At 70.5% G+C, this 25422-nt stretch carries 25 protein-coding genes; 13 read left to right on the top strand and 12 right to left on the bottom strand.

The window, feature by feature from the left end; all coding sequences use genetic code 11:
- Positions 1 to 47 precede the first annotated feature (47 nt).
- Both ACFYY1_RS00400 and clpS read right to left on the bottom strand, forming a co-directional pair.
- The gene (locus tag ACFYY1_RS00400) at positions 48 to 632 is read right to left on the bottom strand and encodes a DUF2017 domain-containing protein (RefSeq protein ID WP_388578818.1); all 585 of its coding nucleotides are present in this window, start codon (positions 630 to 632) and stop codon (positions 48 to 50) included.
- A gap of 65 nt (positions 633 to 697) precedes the next feature.
- The gene (gene clpS / locus ACFYY1_RS00395) at positions 698 to 1012 is read right to left on the bottom strand and encodes an ATP-dependent Clp protease adapter ClpS (RefSeq protein WP_266732620.1); all 315 of its coding nucleotides are present in this window, start codon (positions 1010 to 1012) and stop codon (positions 698 to 700) included.
- Between the two features lie 78 nt (positions 1013 to 1090).
- Here clpS and ACFYY1_RS00390 point away from each other — a divergent pair, with 78 nt between their 5' ends.
- Both ACFYY1_RS00390 and ACFYY1_RS00385 read left to right on the top strand, forming a co-directional pair.
- A complete protein-coding gene (locus ACFYY1_RS00390; protein ID WP_388578815.1) occupies positions 1091 to 2419 on the top strand; it encodes a nicotinate phosphoribosyltransferase in 1329 nt (442 codons plus the stop codon).
- 168 nt (positions 2420 to 2587) lie between these two features.
- Positions 2588 to 3172: a nicotinamidase gene (locus ACFYY1_RS00385; RefSeq protein WP_351257199.1), complete on the top strand. Its 585-nt coding sequence runs from the start codon at positions 2588 to 2590 to the stop codon at positions 3170 to 3172.
- Between the two features lie 66 nt (positions 3173 to 3238).
- Here the strand turns inward: ACFYY1_RS00385 and ACFYY1_RS00380 are convergent, their stop codons facing one another.
- Positions 3239 to 3574: a hypothetical protein gene (locus ACFYY1_RS00380; protein ID WP_358942977.1), complete on the bottom strand. Its 336-nt coding sequence runs from the start codon at positions 3572 to 3574 to the stop codon at positions 3239 to 3241.
- Positions 3575 to 3698: 124 nt separating this feature from the next.
- A complete protein-coding gene (locus ACFYY1_RS00375; RefSeq protein WP_388578812.1) occupies positions 3699 to 6098 on the bottom strand; it encodes an immune inhibitor A domain-containing protein in 2400 nt (799 codons plus the stop codon).
- A 371-nt stretch (positions 6099 to 6469) separates the two neighbouring features.
- On the opposite strand from ACFYY1_RS00375, the gene ACFYY1_RS00370 reads away from it, so the two are divergent.
- Positions 6470 to 6850: a hypothetical protein gene (locus tag ACFYY1_RS00370; protein WP_388578810.1), complete on the top strand. Its 381-nt coding sequence runs from the start codon at positions 6470 to 6472 to the stop codon at positions 6848 to 6850.
- Positions 6851 to 6935: 85 nt separating this feature from the next.
- Here ACFYY1_RS00370 and ACFYY1_RS00365 read toward each other — a convergent pair whose 3' ends face one another.
- Together ACFYY1_RS00365 and ACFYY1_RS00360 are read right to left on the bottom strand one after the other, a co-directional pair.
- A complete protein-coding gene (locus ACFYY1_RS00365; protein ID WP_388578807.1) occupies positions 6936 to 7604 on the bottom strand; it encodes an RDD family protein in 669 nt (222 codons plus the stop codon).
- A gap of 110 nt (positions 7605 to 7714) precedes the next feature.
- Positions 7715 to 9277, bottom strand: a complete 1563-nt coding sequence (locus ACFYY1_RS00360; protein WP_388578804.1) for an RDD family protein — start codon at positions 9275 to 9277, stop codon at positions 7715 to 7717.
- 212 nt (positions 9278 to 9489) lie between these two features.
- Here ACFYY1_RS00360 and ACFYY1_RS00355 point away from each other — a divergent pair, with 212 nt between their 5' ends.
- Positions 9490 to 9966: an SsgA family sporulation/cell division regulator gene (locus tag ACFYY1_RS00355; protein ID WP_356087072.1), complete on the top strand. Its 477-nt coding sequence runs from the start codon at positions 9490 to 9492 to the stop codon at positions 9964 to 9966.
- Between the two features lie 67 nt (positions 9967 to 10033).
- On the opposite strand, the gene ACFYY1_RS00350 is transcribed toward ACFYY1_RS00355, so the two are convergent.
- On the bottom strand, positions 10034 to 11401 hold the full coding sequence (locus ACFYY1_RS00350) for an FAD-binding oxidoreductase (protein ID WP_388578801.1): 1368 nt from the start codon (positions 11399 to 11401) through the stop codon (positions 10034 to 10036).
- Between the two features lie 97 nt (positions 11402 to 11498).
- Between ACFYY1_RS00350 and ACFYY1_RS00345 the strand changes: the two genes are divergently transcribed.
- Complete coding sequence (locus tag ACFYY1_RS00345; RefSeq protein ID WP_388578799.1) at positions 11499 to 13175, top strand: tetratricopeptide repeat protein; 1677 nt, start codon at positions 11499 to 11501, stop codon at positions 13173 to 13175.
- A 36-nt stretch (positions 13176 to 13211) separates the two neighbouring features.
- Here the strand turns inward: ACFYY1_RS00345 and hppD are convergent, their stop codons facing one another.
- Positions 13212 to 14357 carry a 4-hydroxyphenylpyruvate dioxygenase gene (gene hppD, locus ACFYY1_RS00340; RefSeq protein WP_388578796.1) on the bottom strand — a complete coding sequence of 382 codons (1146 nt, stop codon included), beginning with the start codon at positions 14355 to 14357 and terminating at the stop codon, positions 13212 to 13214.
- Positions 14358 to 14490: 133 nt separating this feature from the next.
- Here hppD and ACFYY1_RS00335 point away from each other — a divergent pair, with 133 nt between their 5' ends.
- The 8 genes from ACFYY1_RS00335 (at position 14491) to ACFYY1_RS00300 (ending at position 21153) form a co-directional block, all read left to right on the top strand.
- Positions 14491 to 14964 carry an Lrp/AsnC family transcriptional regulator gene (locus tag ACFYY1_RS00335; RefSeq protein ID WP_358942993.1) on the top strand — a complete coding sequence of 158 codons (474 nt, stop codon included), beginning with the start codon at positions 14491 to 14493 and terminating at the stop codon, positions 14962 to 14964.
- A gap of 15 nt (positions 14965 to 14979) precedes the next feature.
- Complete coding sequence (locus ACFYY1_RS00330) at positions 14980 to 15627, top strand: ABC transporter permease (protein ID WP_388578794.1); 648 nt, start codon at positions 14980 to 14982, stop codon at positions 15625 to 15627.
- On the top strand, positions 15620 to 16891 hold the full coding sequence (locus tag ACFYY1_RS00325; protein WP_388578791.1) for an ABC transporter ATP-binding protein: 1272 nt from the start codon (positions 15620 to 15622) through the stop codon (positions 16889 to 16891). The genes ACFYY1_RS00330 and ACFYY1_RS00325 overlap by 8 nt, the downstream gene beginning before the upstream one ends.
- Positions 16888 to 17784 carry an ABC transporter permease gene (locus ACFYY1_RS00320; protein ID WP_388578788.1) on the top strand — a complete coding sequence of 299 codons (897 nt, stop codon included), beginning with the start codon at positions 16888 to 16890 and terminating at the stop codon, positions 17782 to 17784. The genes ACFYY1_RS00325 and ACFYY1_RS00320 overlap by 4 nt, the downstream gene beginning before the upstream one ends.
- Positions 17784 to 18764: a glycine betaine ABC transporter substrate-binding protein gene (locus tag ACFYY1_RS00315; protein WP_388578785.1), complete on the top strand. Its 981-nt coding sequence runs from the start codon at positions 17784 to 17786 to the stop codon at positions 18762 to 18764. Before ACFYY1_RS00320 ends, ACFYY1_RS00315 begins: the two co-directional genes overlap by 1 nt.
- 119 nt (positions 18765 to 18883) lie before the next feature.
- Positions 18884 to 19528, top strand: a complete 645-nt coding sequence (locus ACFYY1_RS00310; protein WP_388578783.1) for a winged helix-turn-helix domain-containing protein — start codon at positions 18884 to 18886, stop codon at positions 19526 to 19528.
- 30 nt (positions 19529 to 19558) lie between these two features.
- Positions 19559 to 19759 (top strand): hypothetical protein, encoded by a 201-nt coding sequence (locus ACFYY1_RS00305; RefSeq protein ID WP_388578781.1) that lies wholly within the window; start codon positions 19559 to 19561, stop codon positions 19757 to 19759.
- On the top strand, positions 19756 to 21153 hold the full coding sequence (locus ACFYY1_RS00300; protein ID WP_388578778.1) for an MFS transporter: 1398 nt from the start codon (positions 19756 to 19758) through the stop codon (positions 21151 to 21153). The genes ACFYY1_RS00305 and ACFYY1_RS00300 overlap by 4 nt, the downstream gene beginning before the upstream one ends.
- Here the strand turns inward: ACFYY1_RS00300 and ACFYY1_RS00295 are convergent.
- From ACFYY1_RS00295 to ACFYY1_RS00280, 4 genes are all read right to left on the bottom strand, one after another.
- A complete protein-coding gene (locus ACFYY1_RS00295) occupies positions 21083 to 21871 on the bottom strand; it encodes a S16 family serine protease (RefSeq protein ID WP_388578776.1) in 789 nt (262 codons plus the stop codon). The genes ACFYY1_RS00300 and ACFYY1_RS00295 overlap by 71 nt on opposite strands.
- A 105-nt stretch (positions 21872 to 21976) precedes the next feature.
- A complete protein-coding gene (locus tag ACFYY1_RS00290) occupies positions 21977 to 22165 on the bottom strand; it encodes a superinfection immunity protein (protein ID WP_388578773.1) in 189 nt (62 codons plus the stop codon).
- Between the two features lie 166 nt (positions 22166 to 22331).
- The gene (locus ACFYY1_RS00285; RefSeq protein ID WP_124723277.1) at positions 22332 to 22973 is read right to left on the bottom strand and encodes an IclR family transcriptional regulator; all 642 of its coding nucleotides are present in this window, start codon (positions 22971 to 22973) and stop codon (positions 22332 to 22334) included.
- Between the two features lie 335 nt (positions 22974 to 23308).
- Entirely contained in the window at positions 23309 to 25264 is a 1956-nt protein-coding gene (locus ACFYY1_RS00280; RefSeq protein WP_388578769.1) for a hypothetical protein, read from the bottom strand.
- Positions 25265 to 25422: the final 158 nt, after the last annotated feature.

Raw genomic sequence — 25422 nt, 5'->3', positions numbered from 1 at the left:
TACGGCTACGGCTACGGCTACGGCTACGGCTACGGCTACGGCTACGGCTACGGCATCAGCGTTTCCACGAGCGTTTCCTGGAGCCCGCCGAGCCAGAGATAGGCCATGACCATCGGCTTGCGCGGGTCGCTGTCCGGGAGCCGGTAGAGCGAGCCGGCGTCGCCCTCGTCCTCGTCGGAGACCTCCAGGCGGGTGCCGATGGTGAGCCGGAGGTCATTGAGGGCGCCGAGCCAATTGCGGCATTCGTCGCCGGTGAGTTCGAGCACGGCGCCGCCGTCCCCGCCGATCGTGAGCGCGTCCAGGGTGCGTACGACGGCGAGGGCGTCGGTGCGCTTGCGGGCACGCAGGTCGTTCTCGGTGAAGCGGCGGAACTCGGCGGAGGCGGCGCGCAGTTCGCTGTCCTCGTCGCCGTACGCCTCGGGAAAGAGGCGGGCCAGGGCTGGATCGGTGGGCGGTTCGCTGGGCCCTTCCGCGAAGAGGGCCGCGAGCGGGTCCGCGCCCTCCTCGGGCTCGTCGCCGGGTCCGATCAGTTCCAGCAGCTGGACGGCGAGGGAGCGCAGGATCGCGATCTCCACCTCGTCGAGCGCGACGGCCGCGCCGCCGCCGGGGGTGGCCTCGAAGTGGCCGGCCATGGGTTTTCTCCGATGGTGGGTCGGGCGGGGCAGGGAGGGATCCGGCGGGGCGGAAGGGGACCGGTCTAGTTACGGTCCTGGGTGAGGGTGGCCCACAGTCCGTAGCCGTGCATGGCCTGGACGTCGCGCTCCATCTCCTCGCGGCTGCCGCTGGAGACGACCGCGCGCCCCTTCTGGTGGACGTCCAGCATCAGCTTGTGCGCCTTGTCCTTGGGATAGCCGAAGTAGGCCTGGAAGACATAGGTCACGTAGCTCATGAGATTGACCGGGTCGTTGTGGACCAGCGTCACCCAGGGGACGTCCGGCTCGGGGACGACAACGCTCTCCTCGGCCGATTCGGGACGCTCGATCTCAGTGGGTGCGACGCTCACCCACCCCATGCTGCCACTCGGGAGGGTGCATCGCACAAACGACCCGAGATCTCGTCACTCTGACGAAATAGGGGTAGCATCCGGAACATGAACTCTGCGGACCTTGGGCGTCGGGTCGGTGTGCCGTCGACCGCGCTCTTCACCGACCAGTACGAGCTCACGATGGTGCAGGCCGCGCTGAAAGCCGGCACGGCCGATCGGCGCTCGGTCTTCGAGGCGTTCACCCGCCGGCTGCCCGAGGGGCGGCGCTACGGCGTCGTCGCGGGCATCGGACGGGTGCTGGACGCGGTGGAGAACTTCCACTTCGACGACGAGATGCTGACCTTCCTGCGCGAACAGCACGTCGTGGACGCACCGACGCTCGACTGGCTGGCCGATTACCGCTTCAGCGGCGACATCTGGGGCTACCCGGAGGGCGAGGTGTACTTCCCCGGCTCCCCGATCCTGCGGGTCGAGGGCTCCTTCGCCGAGTGCGTGCTGCTGGAGACCGTGATCCTGTCGATCCTCAACCACGACTCGGCGATCGCCGCCGCGGCGTCGCGGATGTCCGCCGCGGCCGGCGGGCGTGGCCTGATCGAGATGGGTGCACGACGCACCCATGAACTGTCGGCGGTGGCCTCGGCGCGCGCCGCGTACATCGGCGGCTTCAACACCACGTCGGACCTGGCGGCGGGCTTCCGCTACAACATCCCGACCGTCGGGACGAGCGCCCACGCCTTCACGCTGCTCCACGACACCGAGCGCGACGCGTTCCGGGCCCAGGTCGACTCGCTGGGCCGGGGCACGACGCTGCTGGTCGACACGTACGACGTCGCCGAGGCGGTCCGTACGGCGGTCGAGATCGCCGGGACCGAGCTGGGCGCGGTACGGATCGACTCCGGGGACCTGCTGCTCGTCGCGCACCGGGTGCGGCAGCAGCTGGACGAGCTGGGCGCCACGGAGACGAAGATCGTGGTGACCTCGGACCTGGACGAGTACGCCATCGCCTCGCTGGCCGCGGCGCCGGTCGACGCGTACGGGGTGGGCACGCAGCTGGTGACCGGCAGCGGGCAGCCCACCTGCTCGATGGTCTACAAGCTCGTCGCCCGTGCCGGGTCCGCCGATCCCGCGGAGCCGCTGCGCCCGGTGGCCAAGAAGTCGCTCGGCGCGAAGTCGTCGGTGGGCGGTCGCAAGTGGGCCGCGCGTCGGCTGGACGCGCACGGGGTCGCCGAGGCCGAGGTGATCGGCACCGGCGCCATACCGCCGGAGCTGGCCGACCGGCAGTTGCTGGTGGAGCTGGTCAGGGACGGCGAGGCGATCGCCCGCGAGCCGCTGGACGCGGCGCGTGAGCGGCACATCGCGGCACGGGCGGGGCTGCCGATGTCGGCGGTGCAGCTGTCGCGCGGCGAGCCGGTGATTCCCACCGAGTACATGTGACGAGGGGGCGGGCGGTGCGGTGACCGGTGCACCCGGGCGGTGCAAGGGCTCCGTTCCGTCCCCTCCCTATCCGGGTCCGGAGTCTCTAGGCTCGAATACGCCCCATAAGGCTCGAACCCACCCCCACCCCCACGATCGCCGACCGTCCCCCACCTAAGGACACCCGTCATGCACCGCGCCTTGATCGTCGTCGATGTCCAGAACGACTTCTGCGAGGGCGGCAGCCTCGCCGTGACGGGCGGCGCCGATGTCGCCGCCGCCGTCACCGACCTGATCGGCGAGGCCCAGGCCGGGTACGACCATGTGGTCGCCACCCGTGACCACCACATCGACCCGGGCAGCCACTTCTCCGACCGCCCGGACTTCGAGGACTCCTGGCCCCCGCACTGCGTGGCCGGCACGGAGGGCGTCGGCTTCCACCCCAATTTCGCCCCCGCGGTCGCCTCGGGGGCGATCGACGCGGTGTTCGACAAGGGCGACTACGCGGCGGCGTACAGCGGCTTCGAGGGCCTCGACGAGAACGGCGTGGGGCTGGCCGACTGGCTGCGGGAGCACCGGATCACCGAGGTCGACGTGGTCGGCATCGCGACCGACCACTGTGTGCGGGCGACGGCGCTGGACGCGGTCCGGGCGGGCTTCACCACGCATGTGCTGCTCGACCTGACCGCCGGAGTCGCCGAGACGACCACGGAGCGGGCGCTGGAGGAGCTCCGCAGGGCGGGCGTGAAGCTGTCCGGCAAGCCGGTGGTGTAGGGCGCGCCGCCACGGCCCCTGGCCTGCGGCCCTCGGTCCGGCCCGCGCAGGGCCCCGCGCGCCCGCTCAGGCCGGCCGGCGGACAGGTATGGCCGGGCGGAGCAGGGCCCGGATCGGATGCCAGAGCTCCTGTGCCTGCTCCGGCCTCGCGCGCCAGAGCACCCCGTCGGGATGGTGCAGCACGGCGGTGATCTCGTCGGGGGTGGGCGGCTCGGCGTTGCCGCGGAGGTAGACCGCGCGCAGGCCGGCGTTGCGCAGCCGGGTCAGGGCGCGGGCCCGGTTGGGCGCGTGCACCAGGACCCGGACCGGGGTGCCCGAACCGGCTCCTTCGGCCGGACTGGGCAGGGTGATCGCCACCACCACACTGCCGTTCGGCAACTTGCAGAATCCTCCGCCTGCCATGCTCCGCGCTCCCCCGTGAGACGTCGTGTCAATAAGCATCTGAACAAGACGCACCTAAACACGATCGGCCGCCGCCCGCTAGAGGGCGACGGCCGATCATGCTTTGACCTGCGGTTATGCGGAACTACTTCTGCGAGGGACCGACCTTGACGGTGATCGTCTGGCCGCTGCGCGGCTCCTTGACGATCGAGATCCGGGTGTTCGTGTCAGGGACCTGAACACTTCCGGTCGGGTTCTCCTCGTACCAGTACGTGCCCTTGTGGTCGTCGAAGGCGGGGACGCCGCGCTGCGACTTCACCCGGACCGGCACGTCCGCGTTGTGCAGCGTGAAGGCGTCGGTCGCGTACCAGCTGAAGGGCGCGTCGAACGGCTGGATCTTGTTGCGGATGACCGTGCCGTCGGCCCACTTCAGGGGCTTGGCGTGCGCGTCGACCGGCAGGATCAGGCCCTTGCCGGGGTGCTGCGACACGTTGTTGTCCTTCTGGGACTTGTCCCAGAGCCAGACCATCAGACCGTTCTGGTACGGGTAGTGCTCGACCCAGTCCGGACGGGTCTTGGAGAAGCCGAAGTTGTACGGGCCGACCTCAAGGGTCTTGTCGTAGCTGACGTACTGACGGTTCTCCGCGATGTAGTACTGCGGGTAGTCCTTGGTGAACGACTCGCCGACGCGGGAGAAGCCCTTGGCGGTCCAGCCGTTGTCGTCGCCCTCGGCGTTGTCCGAGAAGAGCGCGGCACCGTCGGCGGTGACCGAGATGGTGTCCGCGGCGAAGCCGATGCCGCCCGCGCCGCCGTCGGTGGCGTAACGGAAGCGGATGTCGATCTTCTTGCCCGCGTAGGCGTCCAGCGAGTAGGAGAGCTTCTGGTACGCGCCGGAGACGTCGGTCAGGGCCGGCTTGTCACTGGCGTCGCGCGGGATCGCCTTGCCGTCGGCCGTGCCGTCGATCGCGGTCCAGCTGGTGCCGCCGTTGTCCGACACCTCGGTGTAGAGGTAGTCGTAGTCCTTCTCGATGTCCCACCAGCCCGAAAGGTCCAGGGAGGCCTTGGACTTGCCGGTGAGGTCGACCGAGCGGGTCAGGGTGTTGTTCAGGTCGTCGCCCATGTCGCTCCACCACTGCTTGGAGCCCTCCGCCGGCTTGGTGACGTCGGTGGTGACGGGCTTCTCGGGCAGCGTGACGACGAGCGCCTGCTTGTTCTTGGTGTTGTACTCGGAGACACCCAGCTTGTGGGTCGACTTCGTCGCGGCCTTGGCCTCGGCGTAGTCGAGCCAGCCCAGCTGGAGCTTGTCCCAGGCGGTCATGTCGCCGGGCAGGTCACCGATCGAGTCCTTGCCGGTGCCGAGCCAGGAACCGGCCGACATCAGGGACCAGAAACCGACCGAGTTCTCGGCGGTGTTGGTGGTGTCGTAGAGGTCCGGCAGGCCGAGGTCGTGGCCGTACTCGTGGGCGAAGACACCCAGGCCGCCGTTCTCGGGCTGCGCGGTGTAGTCGCCGACCCAGATGCCGGTGTCACCGATCTGGGTGCCGCCCGCCTTGTTCTCGGCCGGGCCGGTCGCGCCGGCGTCCGTGCCGTAGGCGTACCAGCGGTGGGCCCAGATGGCGTTCTTGCCCTCGACGCCGCCACCCGCGGACTCGTCCTCACCGGCGTGGACGATCTGGAAGTGGTCGATGTAGCCGTCGGGCTCGTTGAAGTTGCCGTCGGCGTCGTAGTCGTAACGGTCCCACTGGTCGTACTTGGCGAGGTCCGTCTTGATCTGCTCGGGCGTACGGCCCTGGGCCTTCTGGTCGGCGGCCCAGGCGTTCACGCCGTCCCGGATCATGTCCCAGGCGTTGGCGCAGTTGGTCGAGCCGCAGTAGTTCGAGCCGTAACGGGCCTCGTTGTACGGCACCTTGACCCAGTCGGAGACCTCGCCGTCGACCGAGTAGCGCCCGGAGGACGTCTTCTCGTAGTACGTCTTCAGCGAGTCCTTGCCGGCACCCTCACCGAAGTAGAGGTCCTGGAAGTGCGCCTGGTTGTAATCGGCCTGCCAGGCGGTGCTGTTGTCCTTCTTGGGGTCCGGCTTGGCTATCTTGTTGTGCAGCGGGCCGGGCGTGCCCCCGTACTTCGGGACGGCGGGCTTCGGGCCGTCGCCGTCCGGGTCGAACATGGTGGTGTTGTCGACCTTGTCGCCGAACTCCACCAGGATCGTGAAGATCTTGTCGGTCTTCTCGCGGCCGAGCTCGACGTACTTCTTGTCGTCGAGCTTGACGACCTGGGAGCCGCCCCGCTTCGCGACCTTCTTGTCGCCCGATATGACCTGTTCAAGGGCGGCCTGACGCTGCGCGTCCTGCTGCTCGGTGAAGGGGCCCTTCAGGTCGTGCTCGTTGCCCTTGGCCGACCCCGGGTCACGGCGGTCGACGCTGGTGCTCTTGGCTCCCGGCGCCTTGTCATCTGCCTGGGCCGTGGCGAAAGCTGACGCCGTGGCGGCAGTGGCGGCCATGGCCACGACAACCGCAGCAGCGCGAAGCGCCCGTCTGTTTGTGGTCACTTGATGCAGTCCTCCCCGGCACCCGCGGCTGCGGCCTTGAGTGGTGTGGAGGGGCCGCGCGCGAATACGCGTCACAAGTGACGACATTCGACCGGAGTTACGCGAGAAAAGACAGATCTTGACTTGAACAGGCCAAGTGCACTATGTAGGAGAACGCTTCCGTTATCCGGACGTTCAACAGACGACCAACCGGCGCGTCATCGACCACGGTTGGAGCGGCAAATGACTCCGTGCGCCCCCTGTGCACCGGCACCGTGGGTTAGGCCACGCTTACCGATGTCCCCGCTCGGGCATTCACCGTCGTAGAGTCGCTTGACAGTGCGACCGTGTTGAGAGACTGCCCATCCGATGCCCCGAGGACGGATACCGCCATGCCGCATCCCACTGCCGCACAGCTCTCCTACGGTTCGGTCACCGTCATCTTCTCGACCCTCGCCATGCTGCTGCTCTCCCGTACGGAGTCGGGGCTCGGCATCGCCGTCATCGGGACCGCGGCGCTCGCGCTCGGTCTGCTGGTGGCCGTGACCGTACCCCAGCCGTCACGCGCGAAAACCGCGAACCGGGCCGGTGCCCGCTCCGCGGTCCGCGTGAACCAGGACGCGGTCTCCGCAGCCGTCGAGGCCGAGGGCCTCGCCCGCGACGGCGCCCGGGGCACGGCCGCGCCCCGCGAGGCCGCACCGCGACCCGCGGCCCCCGCGTCCTCCACGTCCCCCGCGGACGAGCGCGTGGGCCGGCACTCCGTACGCCACTAGCCGCCCCGGACCGACTGGGCCGGTCCGGCTCGGTCGATCCGGCTCAGTCGGTCCGGCTCGGTCGATCCGGCTCAGTTGGTCCGGCTCAGTTGGTCTGGACGACCACCGTCTTCGCCGCCTTGTCCTGCAGCCCCTGCCGGTACGGCTTGTCCGTGAACATGAGCACGATGTTGATCAGCCACCACAGGCACGGGCAGCACAGCAGCGCGGGCAGCCAGAGCACCACGGCCCGCAGGAACGCGGCCCCGGTGTCCGGCACCCGGCCGTCGTTGAGCATCGCGACGCGCAGCTTCAGCAGCCGCTTGCCGATGGTCCGGCCGTCCTTGTGCGTGAAGTACGTGTCGTAGGCGACATACACGACCAGCCCGATCAGCGACCAGATCATCTGGTGCCCGCTGTACGTCTGGCTGAAGACGTCGCCGAAGTCGTTGTCGCTGCCGTTGTTCTCCGACACCTCGACCACGCCGCCCCACGGCAGCGAGATCAGGTAGAGCGGGATCGAGATGATCAGGAAGTCGATCAGCCGGGCCAGGATGCGCTTGCCCGGCTCCCCGAGCGGCGGCATGCCGGCCAGCGGATCCGGGCCGCCGTACGGCCCACCGCCGTAGGGGCCCGGATCGTACGGCGGCGGGGGCGGCGGCGGGGGCGGAGCGCTGTCGTACGGCGAACCCGACGACGGTGGCGGCTCATGCGGCTTCTTGCGGAACGGGTCGTCCTCGGGCGGCTGACCGGACGTCGGCTGATCGTTGCTCATGGGGGCAGTGCACCCCGGCCCGGAGAGGCCCGCAACGGCTCAGAGCCTGTCGGGTGAACGGCCGGGCCGACGGTCCCTCACCCGATGGGCCGTCGGCCGAGCGGGGGCGGTCAGCCCGCCACGAAGGTGTGCGCCGCCTTGTCGTGCCAGCACTGGCGCCAGGGCCGGTCGATCAGGCACCAGAGCACGTTGAACACCCCGATCACGAGGATGCCCAGCACACCGTAGACCAGCCACCGGCGCAGCGCGGCGCCGAAGGACGGGGCGCTGTGGGACTCGATGTCCCGCACTTCGAGTCCACAGATCTTCTTGCCGAGCGTGCGTCCCCACTTGGCCATCGGCAGCGCCTCCAGCAGGACACCGAGCACGAGGAACGCGCCGAGCACCGCGCCGAACAGGCCGGCCGTGGTGGAGTCCACCAGCCAGACGGTGACCGTCTCGCCGGACAGCTTCGCCGCATCGATCTTCTCGTCGATGTGGTCCAGCGCCTTCGAGACCAGCGGGAAGCCGATCGCGCCGACGAGCGCCATCAGTACGACGCTGTCGATCAGCCGGGCGGCGAACCGCTTGCCGAGCCCGGCGGGCCTGGCCGCCGCCTGGGCCTGCGCGAGCTGCTGGAAGGGGTCGTCGACCGGGGGCTTCCAGGGCACGACGGGCTGCTGCTGAAGCTGTGCCTGGGGCTGGAGCGGTGGCTGCTGGAGCTGGGGCTGAGGCTGGAGTTGGGGCTGAGGCTGGGGCTGGGGCTGGGGCTGAACTTGGGGCTGGGGCTGCTGAGCCAGCTGGGCGGGTTCATGGGCCTGCTGCGCCCAGGGGGCGGGGCTCGGCGCCTGGGCGGGGTTCTGTGCCGTGGCGGAGGGCTGTGCGCCCGTGCCGGGGGCGATCGCGCGGATCGCCATCGTCCCCTCCGATGCCGCCGGTTCGGCCGTCCGACGGTCCGACGGGCCGCCGCCCCGACCCACGGCACGGATCGTGACCGTCCCGTCGGCGGGCGGGCGTCCCGCGTCGCCCGCACCGGCATCCGTACCGCCGCCGGGGCGGCCCTGGCGGCCGACCCGGATCGCGACGGTGTGCTCCGGCGCAGGCGAGGGCGCGGGCGCGGGCGCAGAAGGCGGAGGCGAGGAGGGGGAAGGCGAGGGCGCAGAGGGCGGAGAAGAGGCGGCGGGCTGCCGCGGGTCCGGTGCGGGGGCGGGGGCGGGGACGGCGGGGGTACGGGCCCCCGGGGCACGGTCCGCAGGCGTACGCGGATCGCCCTGCTCGCCGGGTTGTCCGCCCTGCTCGCCGGGCTGCCCGGTGCCGCCGCCCCAGGAGACCCGCCGGTCGAGTTCGCCGCCGAAGCCGGTCTGCCGGGAGGCGTCGGCCTGCCAGGCGGTGGCCGGTTCGGGGCGGTTGCCCGCGTTCGGCTCGTCGTCCAGGAAGACCGGGCCGGTCTCGTCCACCGGCGCGGGGGCCGACGGCTGCGGCCGGGACTGCGGCCGCGGCTCGGGCGCCGGTGCGGAGGGCGCTGTTCCGGAGGGGGTCGCAGGCGTCGACTCACCCTGCTCAGGGGCGGGGCGGCTCGTGCCTGGCACCCACGAAGCGCCGTTCCAGTACCGGACATATCCGGGAATGGACGGGTCGGGGTAGTACCCCTCGCGGGGGCTTTCGTCACCGGGTGCCGGGGTTGGGGCGCTCATCACCGTGGTCCCGTATCTCTTCGAGGCCTGAATACAACGGGTCCACATCTACCAGACGCCCGCGCACCCCTGGGCCACTCCAGGGGTTTGGGCCACTTTCCCGTTGCCCGGAAATTTTTTCCGGAAGTCGCGTAATGGATGGCGTGGAGGGCGCTCTCTCCTTGTGCGGACCGGTCATCAGGCCGGCCCACAGGCACCGGAAGGACGCACTCATGCACACCACCGTGGAACGCGAGCTGGAACTCAAGCTGGTCCTGTCGCCCGAGCGCAGCATCCCCGTCCCCGCCCGTCTGACGTACCGCACTCAGGACCCGTACGCCGTGCACGTGGCCTTCCACATCGGCTCCGACTTCCCGGTGCACTGGACGTTCGCCCGCGATCTGCTGGTCGAGGGCGTGTTCCGGCCGTGCGGTCATGGGGACGTCCGGATCTGGCCGACCAAGGTCGACCAGCGCAACGTCATCTTCGTCGCGCTGACCTCGCCCGACGGGAACGCGCTCCTGGAGGTGCCGTCCGCCGCGGTGGCCGCCTGGGTGGAGCGGACGCTGCGGGTGGTCCCGCCCGGTACGGAGGCCGAGCGGCTCGGGATCGACGAGGGCCTCGCCGAGTTGCTCGCGCCGCTGCCGGCCGACGACCTGTGGCTGCGCGACCCGTGGCCGTCGGACGAGTCGCAGGACGGCGAGGCGTGAGCGGCCACGGTTGCGCCCGACCGCCCGGCCGTCGGAGCGTCTTCCAACGTCGGGACACCGCCCGCCGTCAGAACACCTTGCCGGGGTTGAGGAGCCCCAGCGGGTCGAACGCCTGCTTGATGCCCTGGTGCAGTTCGACGCTCACCTCACCGAGCTCGCGCGCGAGCCACTCCTTCTTCAGGAGGCCGACGCCGTGCTCGCCGGTGATCGTGCCGCCCAGCTCCAGGCCGAGCGCCATGATCTCGTCGAACGATTCGCGGGCCCGCCGGGACTCGTCGGCGTCGGTGTGGTCGAAGCAGACGACGGGGTGGGTGTTGCCGTCGCCCGCGTGGACGCAGACGCCGATGGTGAGGCCGTACTTGTCGGCGACGGCCGCGGTGCCCTCCAGCATCGCGGCGAGCTTCGAGCGGGGTACGCAGACGTCGTCGATCATCGTGGCCGACTTGACGGTCTCCAGCGCGGTGAGCGACATCCGCCGGGCCTGGAGCAGCATCTCGGACTCGGCGGCGTCCTCGGCGGGGACCACCTCGGTGGCGCCCGCGGCGGTGCACAGTTCGGCGACGGCGGCCAGATCGGCCGACGGGTCCGGGGTGTCGAAGGCGGCGAGCAGGAGCGCCTCGGTGGTGTCGGGGAGGCCCATGTTGGCCATCTTGTTGACGGCCTGGACCGTAGTACGGTCCATCAGTTCGAGGAGTGACGGAGTGTGACCACGCTCCATGATCCGGCAGATCGCGTCGCAGGCGCTCGCCGCGCTCGGGAACTCCGCGGCCAGGACCAGTTGCTGCGGCGGCCGGGGTTTCAGCGCGAGCACGGCCTTGACGACGATGCCGAGGCTGCCCTCCGAGCCGACGAAGAGCCGGGTGAGGTCGTATCCGGCGACGCCCTTCGCGGTGCGGCGGCCGGTGGTGAGCAGCCGCCCGTCGGCGAGGACGACCTCAAGACCGAGTACGTATTCGGCGGTGACCCCGTACTTCACGCAGCACAGGCCGCCGGACGCGGTGCCGATGTTGCCGCCGATGGTGCACATCTCCCAGCTGGAGGGGTCCGGCGGGTAGTACAGACCGTGTTCTTCGACCGCGCGGGACAGCACCGCGTTGATGACGCCGGGCTCGACGACGGCGATCCGGTCGACGGGGCTGATCTCCAGGATCCGGTCCATCTTCACCAGGGACAGCACGATGCAGCCGTCGGAGGCGTTGGCGGCGCCCGACAGCCCGGTGCGGGCCCCCTGCGGGACGACCGGGACTCGCAGGGCGGTGGCGGTGCGCATGACGTGCTGGACCTGCTCGACCGTGCGGGGGAGCACGACGACCGCGGGTGTGCCCGCCTCGCAGAAGCTCGCCATGTCGTGGGCGTACGAGGCGGTGACGTCGGGATCCGTGATCAGCGCCTCGGCGGGCAGACCGGTACGCAGTTGTTCGAGAAGACCGTCCATGATCCAAGAGTGGCACCCGGACCCATTGGTGTGAACCCGTCTGCGACGGCCTTCGCAAGGCATGGTGTGCTCTTATTACTGACGCAGAGTGATCGGCATGGATGTCATGCCGCAGCAGCCTCCGCAGGCCCCCGATCCGAGCAGCCGTCCTCCCCTTGACGTCTCCGATTTCTCCGGCGCCTCCGCGCTCTCCGCGCTCGCCGACCCGGCGTCGCTGGCCGAGCCCCCGCCGCTCACGCTGCGTGCGACGCTGCGCAGGGCGGCCCTGGGCGTGGTGGCGGGTGCGGTGCTGGTGACGGGTGCGGTGGTGGCCGTTCCGGAGGACGGGAAGAAGGCGTCGCGGCCGCCCGTACCCGGTCCGGTCTCGCGTGCGCTGGCGGCGACGGCGGCCGGTGCCCCGGCCTCGCTGTCCGATCTGACGGCGCTGATCGGGGACCGGCAGCAGTGGGTGGGCGCGCATCCGTCCGACGCGGGGGCCTGGGCGACGCTGGGGGCGGCCTACGTGGAGTGGGGGCGGCGTTCCGCGGACACGGCGTACTACGGCCGGGCCGAGCAGGCGCTGAAGCGCTCGCTGGACATCCGGCCGGGTGAGCACGGGAACTCGGCGGCCTGGGTGGGGCTCGCGGAGCTCGCCGGTGCCCGGCGCGACTTCGTGACGGCGAAGAAGTGGGGCGAGAAGGTGCGGGGGCGGCAGCCGAAGCAGTGGGCCGTGTATCCGGCGCTGATCGACGCGTACAGCGGTCTCGGGGACCGCAAGGGCGTAAGCAAGGCGGTGGAGCGGTTCACGGCGCTGCGCGCGGGGGTTCCGGCGCTCATGCGGACGGCGCGGATGCACCTGGACCGGGGCCGGCGCGAGGACGCGCTGGCCAACGCGCAGGACGCGGCGGACCGGGCGGCCACGCCCGCGCAGAAGGCGGAGTGCCTGGCCCTGCTGGGCGAACTGGCCTGGGAGCGGGGCGAGCCGGCGGAGGCGCTCGCGCAGTACGGCGCGGCGCTGCGGACCGACCGCGCCCACCATCCGTCGCTCGCGGGCCGGGCCAGGGCGCTGGTGGCGCTCGGCCGCACGGACGAGGCCCGGCGCGACTACCGGGCGGCGCTGGCAGATCTCCCCCGGCCCGAATACATGCTGGAGCTGGGTGAGTTGTACGAGTCGTTGGGGCTGGGCGAGGAGGCCGGCGACCAGTACGCGCGGCTGCGCGAGGCGCTCGACCGGGACGAGGCCCAGGGCGTGGACGAGGCGCTGCTGCGTGGCCGTTTCGAGGCCGATCACGGGGACCCGGACGCGGCGGTCGAGCTGCTGGACGCCGAGTGGGCGCGCTCGCACCGCGGCGCCGCGGTGGCGGACGCGCTGGGCTGGGCCCTGCACCGCTCCGGCCACTCGTCCGCCGCCCTGGAGTACGCGGCCCGTGCGGTCGGGACGGGCGGGCAGAACGCCTCGTACGCGTACCACCTGGGCGTGATCCAGAAGGCGCTGCGGGACTACGGCCCGGCACGCCGGAACCTGGCGGAGGCCCTGCGCACCAACCCCCGGTTCTCCCCGCTGGCCGGACCCGCCGCCCAGGAGGCCCTGGACGACCTGCCCCCTCCCCCGCCGGACGGCTCGCAGGACCTGCGGCCGCCCCCGGACCCCGAGCCGCAGGCGCCCGCGCCGCCCGCCGCTCCGACGGCACGGCGCGCGGCGCCGGAACCGCAGTCGAAACCGCGGCCGACGCAGCAGGAGCCCGCGGAGCCGGAGAGGCCCGTGACGACGCGACCGGCCCCGTTCACCCCCTGACGGGGCGCGGAGCCGGTCGCGCGCAGCACTCGGTGATCAGAGGTTGCCGCGCTTCTCCTGCTCGCGCTCGATCGCCTCGAACAGGGCCTTGAAGTTGCCCTTGCCGAAGCCCATCGAGCCATGGCGTTCGATCATCTCGAAGAAGACGGTCGGGCGGTCCTGGACCGGCTTGGTGAAGATCTGCAGCAGGTAGCCGTCCTCGTCACGGTCGACGAGGATCTTCAGCTCGCGCAGGATCTCCACGGGCACGCGGGTCTCGCCCGCCCACTCGCCGAGGGTGTCGTAGTAGGAGTCGGGTGTGTCCAGGAACTGGACGCCCGCCGCCCGCATCGCCCGTACCGAGGCGACGATGTCGTTCGTGGCGAGCGCGATGTGCTGGACGCCCGCGCCGCCGTAGAACTCCAGGTACTCGTCGATCTGGGACTTCTTCTTGGCGATCGCCGGTTCGTTGATCGGGAACTTGACCTTGAGGGTGCCGTCGGCGACGACCTTCGACATGAGCGCGGAGTACTCGGTGGCGATGTCGTCGCCCACGAACTCCTTCATGTTGGTGAAGCCCATGACCTTGTTGTAGAAGCCGACCCACTCGTTCATCCGGCCGAGCTCCACGTTGCCGACGCAGTGGTCGACGGCCTGGAAGGTGCGCTTGGCGGGCGGCTCGACGATCGGCGCGGCGGCGACGTAACCGGGCAGGTAGGGGCCCTCGTAGCCGGTGCGCTCGACGAGGGTGTGGCGGGTCTTGCCGTACGTGGCGATCGCGGCGAGGACGACGGTGCCGTTCTCGTCCTTGACCTCGTGCGGCTCAGTGAGGCCGAGGGCGCCGTGCTCGACCGCGTACGCGTAGGCGGCACGGGCGTCCGGGACCTCGATGGCCAGGTCGACCACGCCGTCACCGTGCTCGGCCACATGGTCGGCGAGGAAGCGGCCGTGGTCGGTGGCGGCTTTGATGACGGAGGTGAAGACGAAACGGGCCGATCCGTTGGTCAGTACGTAACTCGCCGTCTCGCGGCTGCCGTTCTCCGGTCCGGAGTAGGCGACCAGCTTCATGCCGAACGCCGTCGAGTAGTAGTGCGCGGCCTGCTTGGCGTTGCCGACGGCGAAGACGACCGCGTCCATTCCCTTGACCGGGAAGGGGTCGGCCTGCCGGGCTGTTTCGGGGGTGGTGTGCAGAGTCTCAGTCATGTCCGAAGGCTCTCCCCGCTTCGCAAGGTGCGCAATAGTTCATGTATTCGCTGGGCAATCTGTACAGCTAATAGGGATGATGGGCAGGCTATCTGTACATGATGACCATCACGTCGACCCTGCGGAGCTGACCATGGCGATCGATCATCTGGACGGGCGGCTGATCGTGCTGCTGGCCCGCGAGCCCCGCATCGGCGTACTGGAGGCGTCGCGCAGGCTGGGCGTGGCGCGCGGGACGGTGCAGGCCCGGCTCGACCGGCTTCAGTCGAATGGCGTCATCCGCGGATTCGGTCCGGCGGTCGATCCGGCGGCGCTCGGCTACCCCGTCACCGCGTTCGCCACGCTGGAGATCAAGCAGGGCCAAGGAGCCGACGTACGGGCCCACTTGGCCGGCGTACCGGAGGTGCTGGAGCTGCACACCACCACCGGCCACGGCGACATGCTCTGCCGTCTCGTCGCGCGTTCCAACGCCGATCTTCAACGGGTGATCGACCGGGTTGTCGGTTTTGATGGCATCGTCCGGGCCTCCACGGCCATCGTCATGGAGAACCCGGTCCCGCTGCGGATCATCCCGCTCGTCGAGCAGGCCGCGGAGGACACCGACTGAGCCGAGGAGTGGCGTGTGAGCTTCTGGGAGTACCTGGGCAACCGGCACCAACAGCTGCTCACCGACGCCTACCAGCACGTCAGCGCCGTGTTCCAGTGCATGGTCATCGCCACCGCACTGGGCATCCTGATCGGGGTCGTCACCTACCGCAGCGGCTGGGCGGGGTCACTGGCCATCACCTCGACGGCGACGATCCTCACCATCCCCTCCCTCGCCGCGATCGGTCTGCTCATCCCGCTCGTCGGCCTCGGGGTCGCGCCCACCGTGATCACCCTGACGCTGTACGGGCTGCTGCCCGTCGTCCGCAACTCCATCGTGGGGCTGCGCGGCGTCGATCCGGCGCTGGTGGACGCGGCGAAGGGCATCGGGATGTCGCGGCTGGCCCGGCTGTGCCGGGTGGAACTGCCGCTCGCCTGGCCGCCCATCCTCACCGGCATCCGGGTCTCCACCCAGATGCTGATGGGCATCGCCGCCATCGCCGCGTACGCCTCGGGTCCGGGCCTCGGCAACGAGATCTTCCGCGGCATCGCCTCGCTGGGCAGCGCCAACGCGCTCAATCAGGTGCTCGCGGGCACGCTCGGCATCGTCATCCTCGCCCTGCTCTTCGACGCCGCGTACGTACTGCTGGGGCGGCTCACCATCCCGAGGGGGATCCGTGCCTGAGACCGCCGCCGGGAGTACGGACGCAGAGGGCGCCGGGACGAAGAAGACCACGTCCGGCGCCACCATCCAGCTGGAGGACCTGACCAAACGCTATCCGGGCAATCCCAACCCGGCGGTGGACAGCGTCTCGATGGAGATCAAGGCCGGCGAGACGGTGATCTTCGTCGGCCCGTCCGGCTGCGGGAAATCCACCACCCTGAAGATGATCAACCGGCTGATCGAGCCGTCGTCCGGGCGTATCAGGATCGACGACGAGGACGTCACCGACATCGACCCGGTGAAGCTGCGCCGCAAGATCGGCTACGCGATCCAGTCGTCCGGTCTCTTCCCGCACATGACGGTCGCCGAGAACATCGCCCTCGTACCGAGGATGACCGGCTGGTCGAAGTCGAAGGTGAAGGACCGGGTCGAGGAGATGCTCGATCTGGTGGGGCTGGATCCGCGGGAGTTCCACGGGCGCTATCCCCGCGCGCTCTCCGGAGGCCAGCAGCAACGGGTGGGCGTGGCACGGGCGTTGGCCGCCGATCCGCCAGTGCTGCTGATGGACGAGCCGTTCGGCGCGGTCGACCCGATCACCCGCGACCACCTCCAGGACGAGCTGATCCGGCTCCAGCACGAGCTGCACAAGACGATCGTCTTCGTCACCCATGACTTCGACGAGGCGATCAAGCTGGGCGACCGGATCGCGGTGCTGCGGGAGCGTTCGCACATCGCGCAGTTCGACACCCCGGAGGCCATCCTCACCAACCCGACGGACGACTTCGTCTCGGGTTTCGTCGGGGCCGGTGCGGCGCTGAAGCGGCTCAACCTCACCCGTGTACGGGATGTGGAGATGGCCGCGTTCCCGACGGTGACGGTCGACGACCCGCTCCAGTCGATCTTCAACAAGCTGCGCAGCGGCCCGCACAACGAGCTGTTGATGCTGGACCGCAGGAACCGCCCGTACAAGTGGCTGCGGCGCGGTGACCTGATGCGGGCCCGGGGTTCGCTGGCGCGGGCCGGGCAGCTGGTCCACGACACGGTGACGCGTGACGCGACGCTGCACGACGCGCTGGAGGCGGTGCTGACCGACAGCGGCGGGCGGGCTGCGGTGACCGGGCGGCGCGGCGAGTTCATCGGGGTCGTCGACATGCAGACCCTGATGAACTCGGTCCATGAGCTGCTGGAGGCCGACCGGCTCGCCGCCATCGAGCACCAGCACGACCTGGAGGAGTTGCGCAGCCACCAGACGGAGACGGAGCTGGAGGGCGGTCCGGGCGCATGAGTCGCAATCCACCGCTGAACCACGAACCCCGCCGGCCGCGCCCCGAGCGGCCCGTGCCCTCCTCCGACAAGGACCGCCCACCCGGTGAGCACGACGTCAAGGGCCATGCCTTCCGGGACGAGGAGGAGGAGCCGGCCCCGCCGCCGGCCGGTCCGCCGCGCCGGTTCACCTGGCGCAAGCTGGTCCTGATGCCGCTCGTGCTGGCGGTCGTGCTGGCCATCACGTACGTGTGGATCACCAATGTCCATCTCGACTCGATCGCGCGGAACTCGCTGACCGGCGGCAATGTGCGGCTGCGCTGGTGGCAGCATGTGCGGCTGACCGTGATCTCGACGTTCTGGGTGCTGATCATCGCCATTCCGCTGGGGATCGCGCTGACCCGTCGCCGGCTGCGCAAGGGCGCCCCGGTGGTCACGGCGGTCGCCAACATCGGGCAGGCGACACCGGCGATCGGTCTGCTGGCGCTGCTGGTGATCTGGCTGGGCATCGGTCCTTCGACGGCGATCATCGGCATGGTGATCTACGCGGTGCTGCCGGTCTTCTCCAACACGGTGGCCGGCCTCAGGGCGATCGAGCCGAACCTGATCGAGGCCTCGCGCGGCATCGGCATGTCGGCGACGGGGACGCTCACCAAGGTCGAACTGCCGCTCGCCGTCCCGCTGATCCTGGCGGGTGTGCGTACGGCGCTGGTGCTCAACGTGGGTACGGCGACGCTGGCCACCTTCGTCGGCGGCGGCGGCCTCGGGGACCTGATCACCTCGGGCATCCAGACCCAGCGGATGCCGGTGCTGGTGCTCGGTTCGGTACTGACGGTGGTACTGGCGCTGCTGGTGGACTGGCTGGCCTCACTGGTCGAGGTGGCACTGACGCCGCGCGGACTGGAGGTGGGGTGATGGGTCCGCGGAAGGTGCGCATGGGCCTGGCGGTGGCTGTGGCGGTGGCGCTGCTGCTCTCCGGGTGCGGGCTGAAGAGCGGTTCGCCGATGGTGGACGAGGTGGAGCCGGGCTCGGTCGGCCAGGGGCAGCCGCTGGACGGCGCCTCGCTGACCGTCACCTCGAAGAACTTCAGCGAGAACATCATCCTGGGCCAGATGATCGGCCTGGTCTTCAAGGCCGCCGGCGCGGAGGTCCTGGACCGGACGAACCTGCCCGGCTCGATCAGTGCGCGCGAGGCGATCGTCAAGGGCGACGCGGACGCGATGTACGAGTACACGGGCACCGGCTGGATCACGTACCTCGGCCACGCGAAGCCGATCCCCGATCCGGTGAAGCAGTGGGAGGCGGTCCGGGACGAGGATCGCCGGACGGGGGTGACCTGGCTGACGCCGTCCACGCTCAACAACACCTACGCGCTCGCGATCAGCCGGAAGAACAACGCGAAGTACCACCTCAGGACGCTCTCCGACGTCGCGGCGCTGGCGAAGAAGGACCCGTCGGCGGTGACGATCTGCGTGGAGAACGAGTTCGCCTCGCGCGACGACGGGCTGCCGGGCATGGAGAAGGCGTACGGGATGTCGCTGCCGGCCGCCAACATCAAGAAGATGGACGCCGGGATCATCTACACCCAGGTCTCCAAGTCCAACTCCTGCCTGCTGGGCGAGGTGTTCACCACGGACGGCCGGATCAAGGCGATGGACCTCGAAGTGCTCGTCGACGACAAGCACTTCTTCCCCAACTACAACGCGGCGCCGGTGATCCACACCAAGACCTTCGAGAAGTACCCGCAGATCGCCGGGCTGCTCGACCCGGTCAGCAAGAAGCTGACCACCGAGGTCGCCCAGGTGCTCAACGCCAGGGTGGACGTGGACGGGCAGGACCCGCACGAGGTGGCGAAGGACTGGCTGATCCAGGAGGGGTTCATCAAGCAGGGCTGAGCCGGAGAGCCTCCCCGCGAGGGCTTTGTCGCGAAGAACCCGACGCAGTGAACCCGATGCAAAGAATCTGTTGCAAAGAACCTGTTGCAAAGAGAGCTTTGCAACTCTACGATTTACCCATGCCCGCACCAGAGGACGACGCCGAGACCCCCGCCGAAGCCGGGAACGCCCACGACACCGAGGACGTCCACGACGCCGAGAACATCCACAAGGTCGATGCCCGCACCCTGCGCGGACTGGCCCATCCCCTGCGACTGCGCCTGCTGGCCGCACTGCGCGAGTACGGCCCCGCCACCGCCTCCGGTCTCGCCGACCGGCTCGGCGAGTCCAGCGGCGCCACCAGCTACCACCTGCGGCAACTGGCGGCGTACGGCTTCGTCGAGGACGACCCGGAGCGCGGCAAGGGCCGCGAGCGCTGGTGGCGGGCCGCACACCGCGGCACCGTCTTCGACAGCGGCCGGTTCCTGACCCACCCGGACCCCGAGGTGCGCGGCGCGGTCGACGTCGTGCTCCACGAGATCGCCACCACGCACTCCCAGGAGCTGAACACCTGGATCGGCACCATGCGCGAATGGCCCGAGGAATGGCGCGAGGGCTGGGACATCAGCGACTTCCAGGTGCGCCTCACCCCCGATCTCGCCGAGGAGCTGATCGGGAAGATCCACGAACTCATCGAGGGCTACCGGGGCCGGGTCCCGGAGGGCACCGAGGGATCGGCCAACGTCCGCAGCCATGTGCACCTCTTCCCGCGCCCCGCGGAGTAACCAGCCCCTGCTGACCGGAAGGACACCGTCATGCACTCCGACACCCATCTACTGCTGCACGACCTGCGCTCCGCCGAACTGCGGGGGCGGGCCGCGCGGTCCGGTCCCGCACCGGCCTCGCCGGGCACCGGTCTGCGTACCCGGCTGGGCTGGGCCCTCGTCGATCTGGGGCTGCGCGTCCTGCCCCGCCACTCCGGCCGCCCCTGCTCCGTCTCAGCCGGTCCGGCATGAGCGGCCGGGGGGACCGCAGCCGCATACCGCTCGCCGCCGTACTGTCCGCCAACTCCATATCCAGGGCCGGTAGTTCGCTCACACTGATCGGCGTCCCGTGGTTCGTGCTGGAGACCACGGGAAGCGCCGGCCGGGCCGGTGTCGTGGCCTTCTGCGCGACCCTGCCGATCATCGTCTCCGCCCTGATCGGCGGACCCGTCATCGACCGGATCGGCCGACGCCGGGTCTCCGTCGCCTCCGACCTGGTGTGCGGCCTCTCCGTCGCCGCCATCCCGCTGCTGCACTTCGCGGACGCCCTGGACTTCTGGATGCTGTGCGCGCTGATGGCGGTCGGCGGGCTCATGCACACCCCGGGCGACACCGCGCGCTACGTCCTGGTGCCGGATCTCGCCGAGCACGCCGGCACCACCCTCGCCCGCGCCGCCAGCCTCTTCGACGCCGTCTCGCGCGGCGCCCGGATGGTCGGGGCGGCGGTGGCCGGCGTGCTGATCGCGCTCGTCGGCGCGGAGACCGTACTGCTGCTGGACGCGGCGACGTTCCTGACGTCCGCGCTGCTGATCGCGGCCGGCGTACGGGGGGTGCGTGCGGCCGAGCCCCGCAAGGCCGCGGCGCCGGTCTCGCTGCGGGCGTACCGCACCGAGATGCGCGAGGGCTTCGCCTACTTGCTGGGCACCCCGCTGCTGCTGGCGGTCGTGGTGATGGTCCTGTTCATGAACGGCACCGACCAGGGCTGGTACGCCGTCCTGCTCCCGGTGCACGCCTCCGCCGAACTGGGCGGGGCCGGGGACATCGGACTGCTCACCGCGCTGTTCGGCGCGGGCGGGCTGGCCGGGGCGCTGTTGTACGGGGCGATCGGGCACCGCTTCTCGCGGTGGTCCGTGTTCACGGTGTGCGTGCTGCTGTGCGGTGCGCCCAGGTACGTGGTCGCGGCGCTGACCGGGACGACGCTGCCGCTCGCCGTGACCATGGCACTGAGCGGCCTCGCGGGCGGGGTGCTGAACCCGATCCTGACGACGGTGATCTACGGAACGATCCCCGACGAGCTGCGCAGCCGGGTCTCCGGGGTCATCACGGCGGGCTGCGAGCTGGCCATGCCGGTGGGCGGGCTCGCGGCCGGTCTGCTGGTGGAGAGCGCGGGCGTGAAGGGGGCGCTGCTGGCGATGGGCGGGGTCTACCTGCTGGCGACGCTGAGCCCGCTGGTGTTCCCGGTGTGGCGCACGATGGACGACGCGGGGGCGGACGGCACGGGCGGGGACGGCGCGGAAGCGGATGCGGGCGGGGACACCCCCGTACCGGCGCCTGCACCTTCACCGGTCGGCGAGGTCAGCAGCTCGGGACCTTGTGCCTCTGCTCCAGTGCCTGGAGCGAGGACACCGCGCCCTTCAGAGTCGTGACCGGAATCAGCTGCAACCCTTTGGGCAGCTCGGCCTTTGCCTCCCGGCACTCCGCCTTCGGCACGAGGAACACGGTCGCCCCGTCGCGGCTCGCGGCCTGAGTCTTCAGCGACACCCCGCCGACCGCCCCGACCTCGCCGTTCGCCTCGATCGTGCCGGTGCCCGCGATGGTGCGGCCACCGGTGAGATCGCCGCCGGACCCGTCCCCGTCGAGCTTGTCGACGATGCCGAGGGCGAAGAACAGGCCGGCGCTGGGGCCGCCCACGTCGGCGAGATGCAGGGTCACGTCGACCGAGCCGGGCTTCTTCCCGAGGTAGTTCAGGGCGGCGTCGACCGCTGAGTCCTGCGACTTCCGCATGTCTTCGAGGTTGTGCTTCTCGATCTCCTTCTCGGAGCCACCGCTCGGGTAGACGGACTCGCGGGGCAGCACCGCCCGGTCCGTACGGAACCAGCTGTCGATCACATCACCGACGCCGACATCGGCGGTGGGCCCGGTCGCGAGGATCGTCGTCATCCGCAGCTGGCCCTTGGTGGGCCGGGTCGGCGCGCCCTTGATGCTGATCACCGGCGTGCCGTGATCGTTCCCGAGCACGTTCGCGGTCGAGCCGGGCTGCGCCAGGGTGAACGGCAGCGGCGCGAAGGCGGCCACACCGAACAGGGCGAGGACGGGCAGGGTGCACAGGGCGAGGGCACGGGGGCGCGAGAGACGAGGGAGCACCCGCCCAATCTAACCGCCGGGCCCCGGACGCGCGGGCAGGGAGCCCCGGAGGCACGGGCCAGGAGCCCCCGTGCGCGGCCGGGGGAACAACCCCTGCAGGCGTTCCTACGGGGTCCGCCGGGTTCCCATCGACATGGCCAGGGCGACCACCCAGCCGATGAACGTCCAGCCGAGGAACAGATTGATCACGAACACCGAGCCGGTGTTCACCCCGCGCCCCGCGGCGATGAAGAAGGGCAGGAAGTACACCGCGATACCCACGATGGCGAGAAGCGGAAATACGGAACCATCCATCAGAACCCCCCGGAACGGCCACGCGCATCAGTCAGGCGTGAGCCCCGAAACCATACGGTTCGACCGGGCACCCGCGAAGACCTGAACCGGCCAGAAATCCGCCCCGGGGCCCGTCCCGCAGGCCCCTCACGCCCCGCACGCCCCACGCGTCCTGCCGGAGCGCGTCCTACCGGAGCGCGTCCGCCACTTCCCGGGCCGCGTCCACCACGCGGGGTCCCACGCGCTCGGGCACGGAGTCCGCGAGCATCACCACGCCCACGCTGCCCTCGACCCCGGTCACCCCGACCAGCGCCGCCGCCGCCCCGCTCGCCCCGGCCTCCAGCTCGCCGTGGGTGAGGGTGAAGGCGGTCTCGCCGACCGGTTTCTGACGGGCAGCGAGGATCGCCCGGCCCGCGGCACCCCGGTCCAGCGGGTGGCGGAAGCCGGCCCGGTAGGCCACGTGGTAGTCGGTCCAGGTCGGCTCGACGACCGCGACGGCCAGCGCGTCGCTGCCGTCGACCAGTGTCAGATGGGCGGTGGCCCCGATGTCCTCGGCAAGCGACCGCAGCGCGGGCAGTGCGGCCTCGCGCACGAGCGGATGCACCTGGCGGCCCAGGCGCAGCACGCCCAGGCCCACTCTGGCCCGGCCGCCCAAGTCGCGGCGTACCAGGGCGTGTTGTTCCAGGGTGGCGAGCAGACGGTAGACCACGGTCCGGTTGACCCCGAGTTTGTTGGACAACTCGGTGACGGTCAGACCGTGGTCGGTGTCGGCAAGCAGTTTGAGGACCCTCAGTCCCCTGTCGAGCGTCTGGGAGGTTTCCGCTGTCACGACGCCCTCTCCTCTTTGATGAGCGGCAGCGGCTGATTCCCACGGAATGTGCGCCGCCGGTCCCAGCGGCGACGCACGGAGAGGCCGCCGGCCTGGCCAGGCACCGGCTGCGCCCCGCGGCGGCTCTGCCACGGGGCGTTCATTTTTGGGGACAGTAGCGAGCGAGTCCGCTCAGCGGAAGACCTCGTCCAGAATCCGGGCGTGGCCGGAACGCGAGTTGGCTTGAATCAGCATAAGCGCCGGTCAGCGCGGCGTCGGCCGGATCCTGGAGGTCTACGCGCGTCCAGGTCGGCCGACGCCTTGACGGCACTTCACGCACCAGAAGTGAACTGCCGTTAACTCACGGTGAATGACTGCTGCACAATTTTTCCGTTCACCAGCACTTCACAGGCCCGGATCGACTTCGTCGCCGGGTCCCGGACGGTGAAGACGAGGGCGAAAGTGCCGTCGAGTCCGATGACCCGGGTGACGTACGGGTCGGCTGTCTGCTTTCCGTCGGCGGTGCGGCCGGTCACCGAGACCGTGGCGACGGGGGCAAATCCCCGTCCGGTCACCTGGACCGCCGTGCCGACGGGCCCCTCGGGCGGCGAGAGCGCGAAGGACGGTCCGGCGGGCACGGTTCCGTCCTGGACGGTGAACGCCGCCGTCTCGGTACGCGGGTTGACGAGGACCTCCCGTACCCGGATGGCGACGGTGTCGGCGGCGTTGACCTTGAAGGACTGCGAGAACGCCCCGTCCAGCCCCACCACCTTGGTCTTCGCCGGGTCGGAGGTCTGCGATCCGTCGGCCCGCAGCCCGACGATGGACACGGTCGCGACCTTCGCGAAGCCCTGCCCGATGACGGTGACGGTGGTGCCCTTCGGACCGGCCGAGGGGGTGAGGACCACGAAGGACGGGGAGACGGTCAGCGGGGTGAGGGCCTGCGCTCCCCCGGCGGCGACCTGGAGCGCGTACACGGCACGCGGGGTGGATCCGGCCACGGTGACCGTGCCGGCGAGGGTGCCGTCGGCGCCGATCCGGAGGGTGGAGCCGCTGATCCGGGCGCTGTCGCAGGAGCTGCCGTCGGCGTTGCAGAGCGCGACGGTGGGCGTGGCGCCGGACGGCCAGTCACCACCGGTCAGGGCGATCGTTCCGCCCGGCTTGACCTTCGCCGCGCCCGCGGAGAGCGTCGCGGAGGCATCGGTCACGGTGAACGGCGTGGTGAGCACAGTGGCTGGATCGTTGCCCTCGTCGACCTGGATGGCGGCGATGGCGGGGTCGGAGACGGTGAACTCGGCGCTGAACGTGCCGTCGGGGGTGCTCTTCACATAGACGGCGGTGTCGTCGAGCGTCGCCCCGCTCGCGTCCAGGCCGACGGTGTTGATCCACCGGTCCTGGAGGTAGTTGCTGCCGGTGACGGAGATGACGCTGCCGACCGGTGCGCCGGAGCGGGAGAGCGCGATGGCCCGCGGCCCGGTGGGGGTGAAGGCCTTGACCGTCAGGGGCGCGGTCGCCTCCTTCGTGCCGTCGCCGACCTTCACCAGGTACGAGCCGTCGGGCACGGCGCCCGCGGCGGCGAGCACCGCGTTTCCGGTCAGTTCCCCCGAGGCGCTGATCGCGAGGGTGCTGGAGGCGAACTTCCCGGTGTCGCAGCCGCCGCCGTCCGCCGAGCAGAGCGACGGTACGGGAGTGGCGCCCGCGGTCCAGAGGCTGCCGGACAGGGCGACGGCGGTGGACGGCCGGACGGCGGTGGTGGGTGCGGTCAGGGTGGGCGGATGGCCCGCGGTGCCCTCGGCGGTCACCGTGCCGATGGAGCCGCCGCCGCTCACCACGTCGCACGGGGTCTCGTAGGTGGAACCGAGCACCTTCGTACGCGTCAGATTGCGTATCGGGGTGAAGGTGATCGGGCCGCTCGCATTGGCGGGGATGAGGAAGTCCCCTTCGTACGGCGGGATTTCGATGGGCTTGCCGGACGGGATGTCGAGGTTGACCTGGGGGCCGGTGACGGTGACCGTGCCGGTGGCGCCGCCGGACATCGCGAAGTCGATGCTGGGGGTGGTGGGTACGTCGCTCAGGCTGAGGCCGCTGGTGGCGGGGGACGGGCCGAGGGTGACCTTGGCGTGGACCTTGCCGCCCGGGTCGACGATCGACGGCGACAGGTCGACGCTCATCTGCTGCGGCCCGGTCGCCTCGCCCTGCCCCGCGGGCAGCGAACAGTGCACGGTCGGGGTGACGGTGCCGGCCTCGGCGACGGGTGCGAGCGCGACGGTGCCACCGGTCCAGACGAGCACGGCCCCGGCGGTGAGGGCCACGGCACGGCGTAACCCGGAACCCGGACCGTGGGCCCTGCTCGGCCGGCCTGTTCTTCTTCTCGGTCTGACGGACACGGACATGTGTCTCCTCCATGGCTGAGGTGTCGACTGCGGCAATTTCCCGGATGCGGACCGGACTCGGGCCGAAATCCGGCCGA

The sequence above is a fragment of the Streptomyces sp. NPDC001890 genome (assembly GCF_042891445.1).
GTDB lineage: Bacteria > Actinomycetota > Actinomycetes > Streptomycetales > Streptomycetaceae > Streptomyces.
The sequence above is the reverse complement of the archived record's forward strand: the minus strand, read 5'-3'. Positions and strand labels throughout refer to the sequence as shown.

Excerpts from the sequence above, each read along its gene's own strand:
- ACFYY1_RS00400 (WP_388578818.1), bottom strand. The coding sequence starts at position 632 with ATGGCCGGCCACTTCGAGGCCACCCCCGGCGGCGGCGCGGCCGTCGCG.
- clpS (WP_266732620.1), bottom strand. The coding sequence starts at position 1,012 with ATGGGGTGGGTGAGCGTCGCACCCACTGAGATCGAGCGTCCCGAATCG.
- ACFYY1_RS00390 (WP_388578815.1), top strand. The coding sequence starts at position 1,091 with ATGAACTCTGCGGACCTTGGGCGTCGGGTCGGTGTGCCGTCGACCGCG.
- ACFYY1_RS00385 (WP_351257199.1), top strand. The coding sequence starts at position 2,588 with ATGCACCGCGCCTTGATCGTCGTCGATGTCCAGAACGACTTCTGCGAG.
- ACFYY1_RS00380 (WP_358942977.1), bottom strand. The coding sequence starts at position 3,574 with ATGGCAGGCGGAGGATTCTGCAAGTTGCCGAACGGCAGTGTGGTGGTG.
- ACFYY1_RS00370 (WP_388578810.1), top strand. The coding sequence starts at position 6,470 with ATGCCGCATCCCACTGCCGCACAGCTCTCCTACGGTTCGGTCACCGTC.
- ACFYY1_RS00365 (WP_388578807.1), bottom strand. The coding sequence starts at position 7,604 with ATGAGCAACGATCAGCCGACGTCCGGTCAGCCGCCCGAGGACGACCCG.
- ACFYY1_RS00360 (WP_388578804.1), bottom strand. The coding sequence starts at position 9,277 with ATGAGCGCCCCAACCCCGGCACCCGGTGACGAAAGCCCCCGCGAGGGG.
- ACFYY1_RS00355 (WP_356087072.1), top strand. The coding sequence starts at position 9,490 with ATGCACACCACCGTGGAACGCGAGCTGGAACTCAAGCTGGTCCTGTCG.
- ACFYY1_RS00350 (WP_388578801.1), bottom strand. The coding sequence starts at position 11,401 with ATGGACGGTCTTCTCGAACAACTGCGTACCGGTCTGCCCGCCGAGGCG.
- ACFYY1_RS00345 (WP_388578799.1), top strand. The coding sequence starts at position 11,499 with ATGGATGTCATGCCGCAGCAGCCTCCGCAGGCCCCCGATCCGAGCAGC.
- hppD (WP_388578796.1), bottom strand. The coding sequence starts at position 14,357 with ATGACTGAGACTCTGCACACCACCCCCGAAACAGCCCGGCAGGCCGAC.
- ACFYY1_RS00335 (WP_358942993.1), top strand. The coding sequence starts at position 14,491 with ATGGCGATCGATCATCTGGACGGGCGGCTGATCGTGCTGCTGGCCCGC.
- ACFYY1_RS00320 (WP_388578788.1), top strand. The coding sequence starts at position 16,888 with ATGAGTCGCAATCCACCGCTGAACCACGAACCCCGCCGGCCGCGCCCC.
- ACFYY1_RS00315 (WP_388578785.1), top strand. The coding sequence starts at position 17,784 with ATGGGTCCGCGGAAGGTGCGCATGGGCCTGGCGGTGGCTGTGGCGGTG.
- ACFYY1_RS00310 (WP_388578783.1), top strand. The coding sequence starts at position 18,884 with ATGCCCGCACCAGAGGACGACGCCGAGACCCCCGCCGAAGCCGGGAAC.
- ACFYY1_RS00305 (WP_388578781.1), top strand. The coding sequence starts at position 19,559 with ATGCACTCCGACACCCATCTACTGCTGCACGACCTGCGCTCCGCCGAA.
- ACFYY1_RS00300 (WP_388578778.1), top strand. The coding sequence starts at position 19,756 with ATGAGCGGCCGGGGGGACCGCAGCCGCATACCGCTCGCCGCCGTACTG.
- ACFYY1_RS00290 (WP_388578773.1), bottom strand. The coding sequence starts at position 22,165 with ATGGATGGTTCCGTATTTCCGCTTCTCGCCATCGTGGGTATCGCGGTG.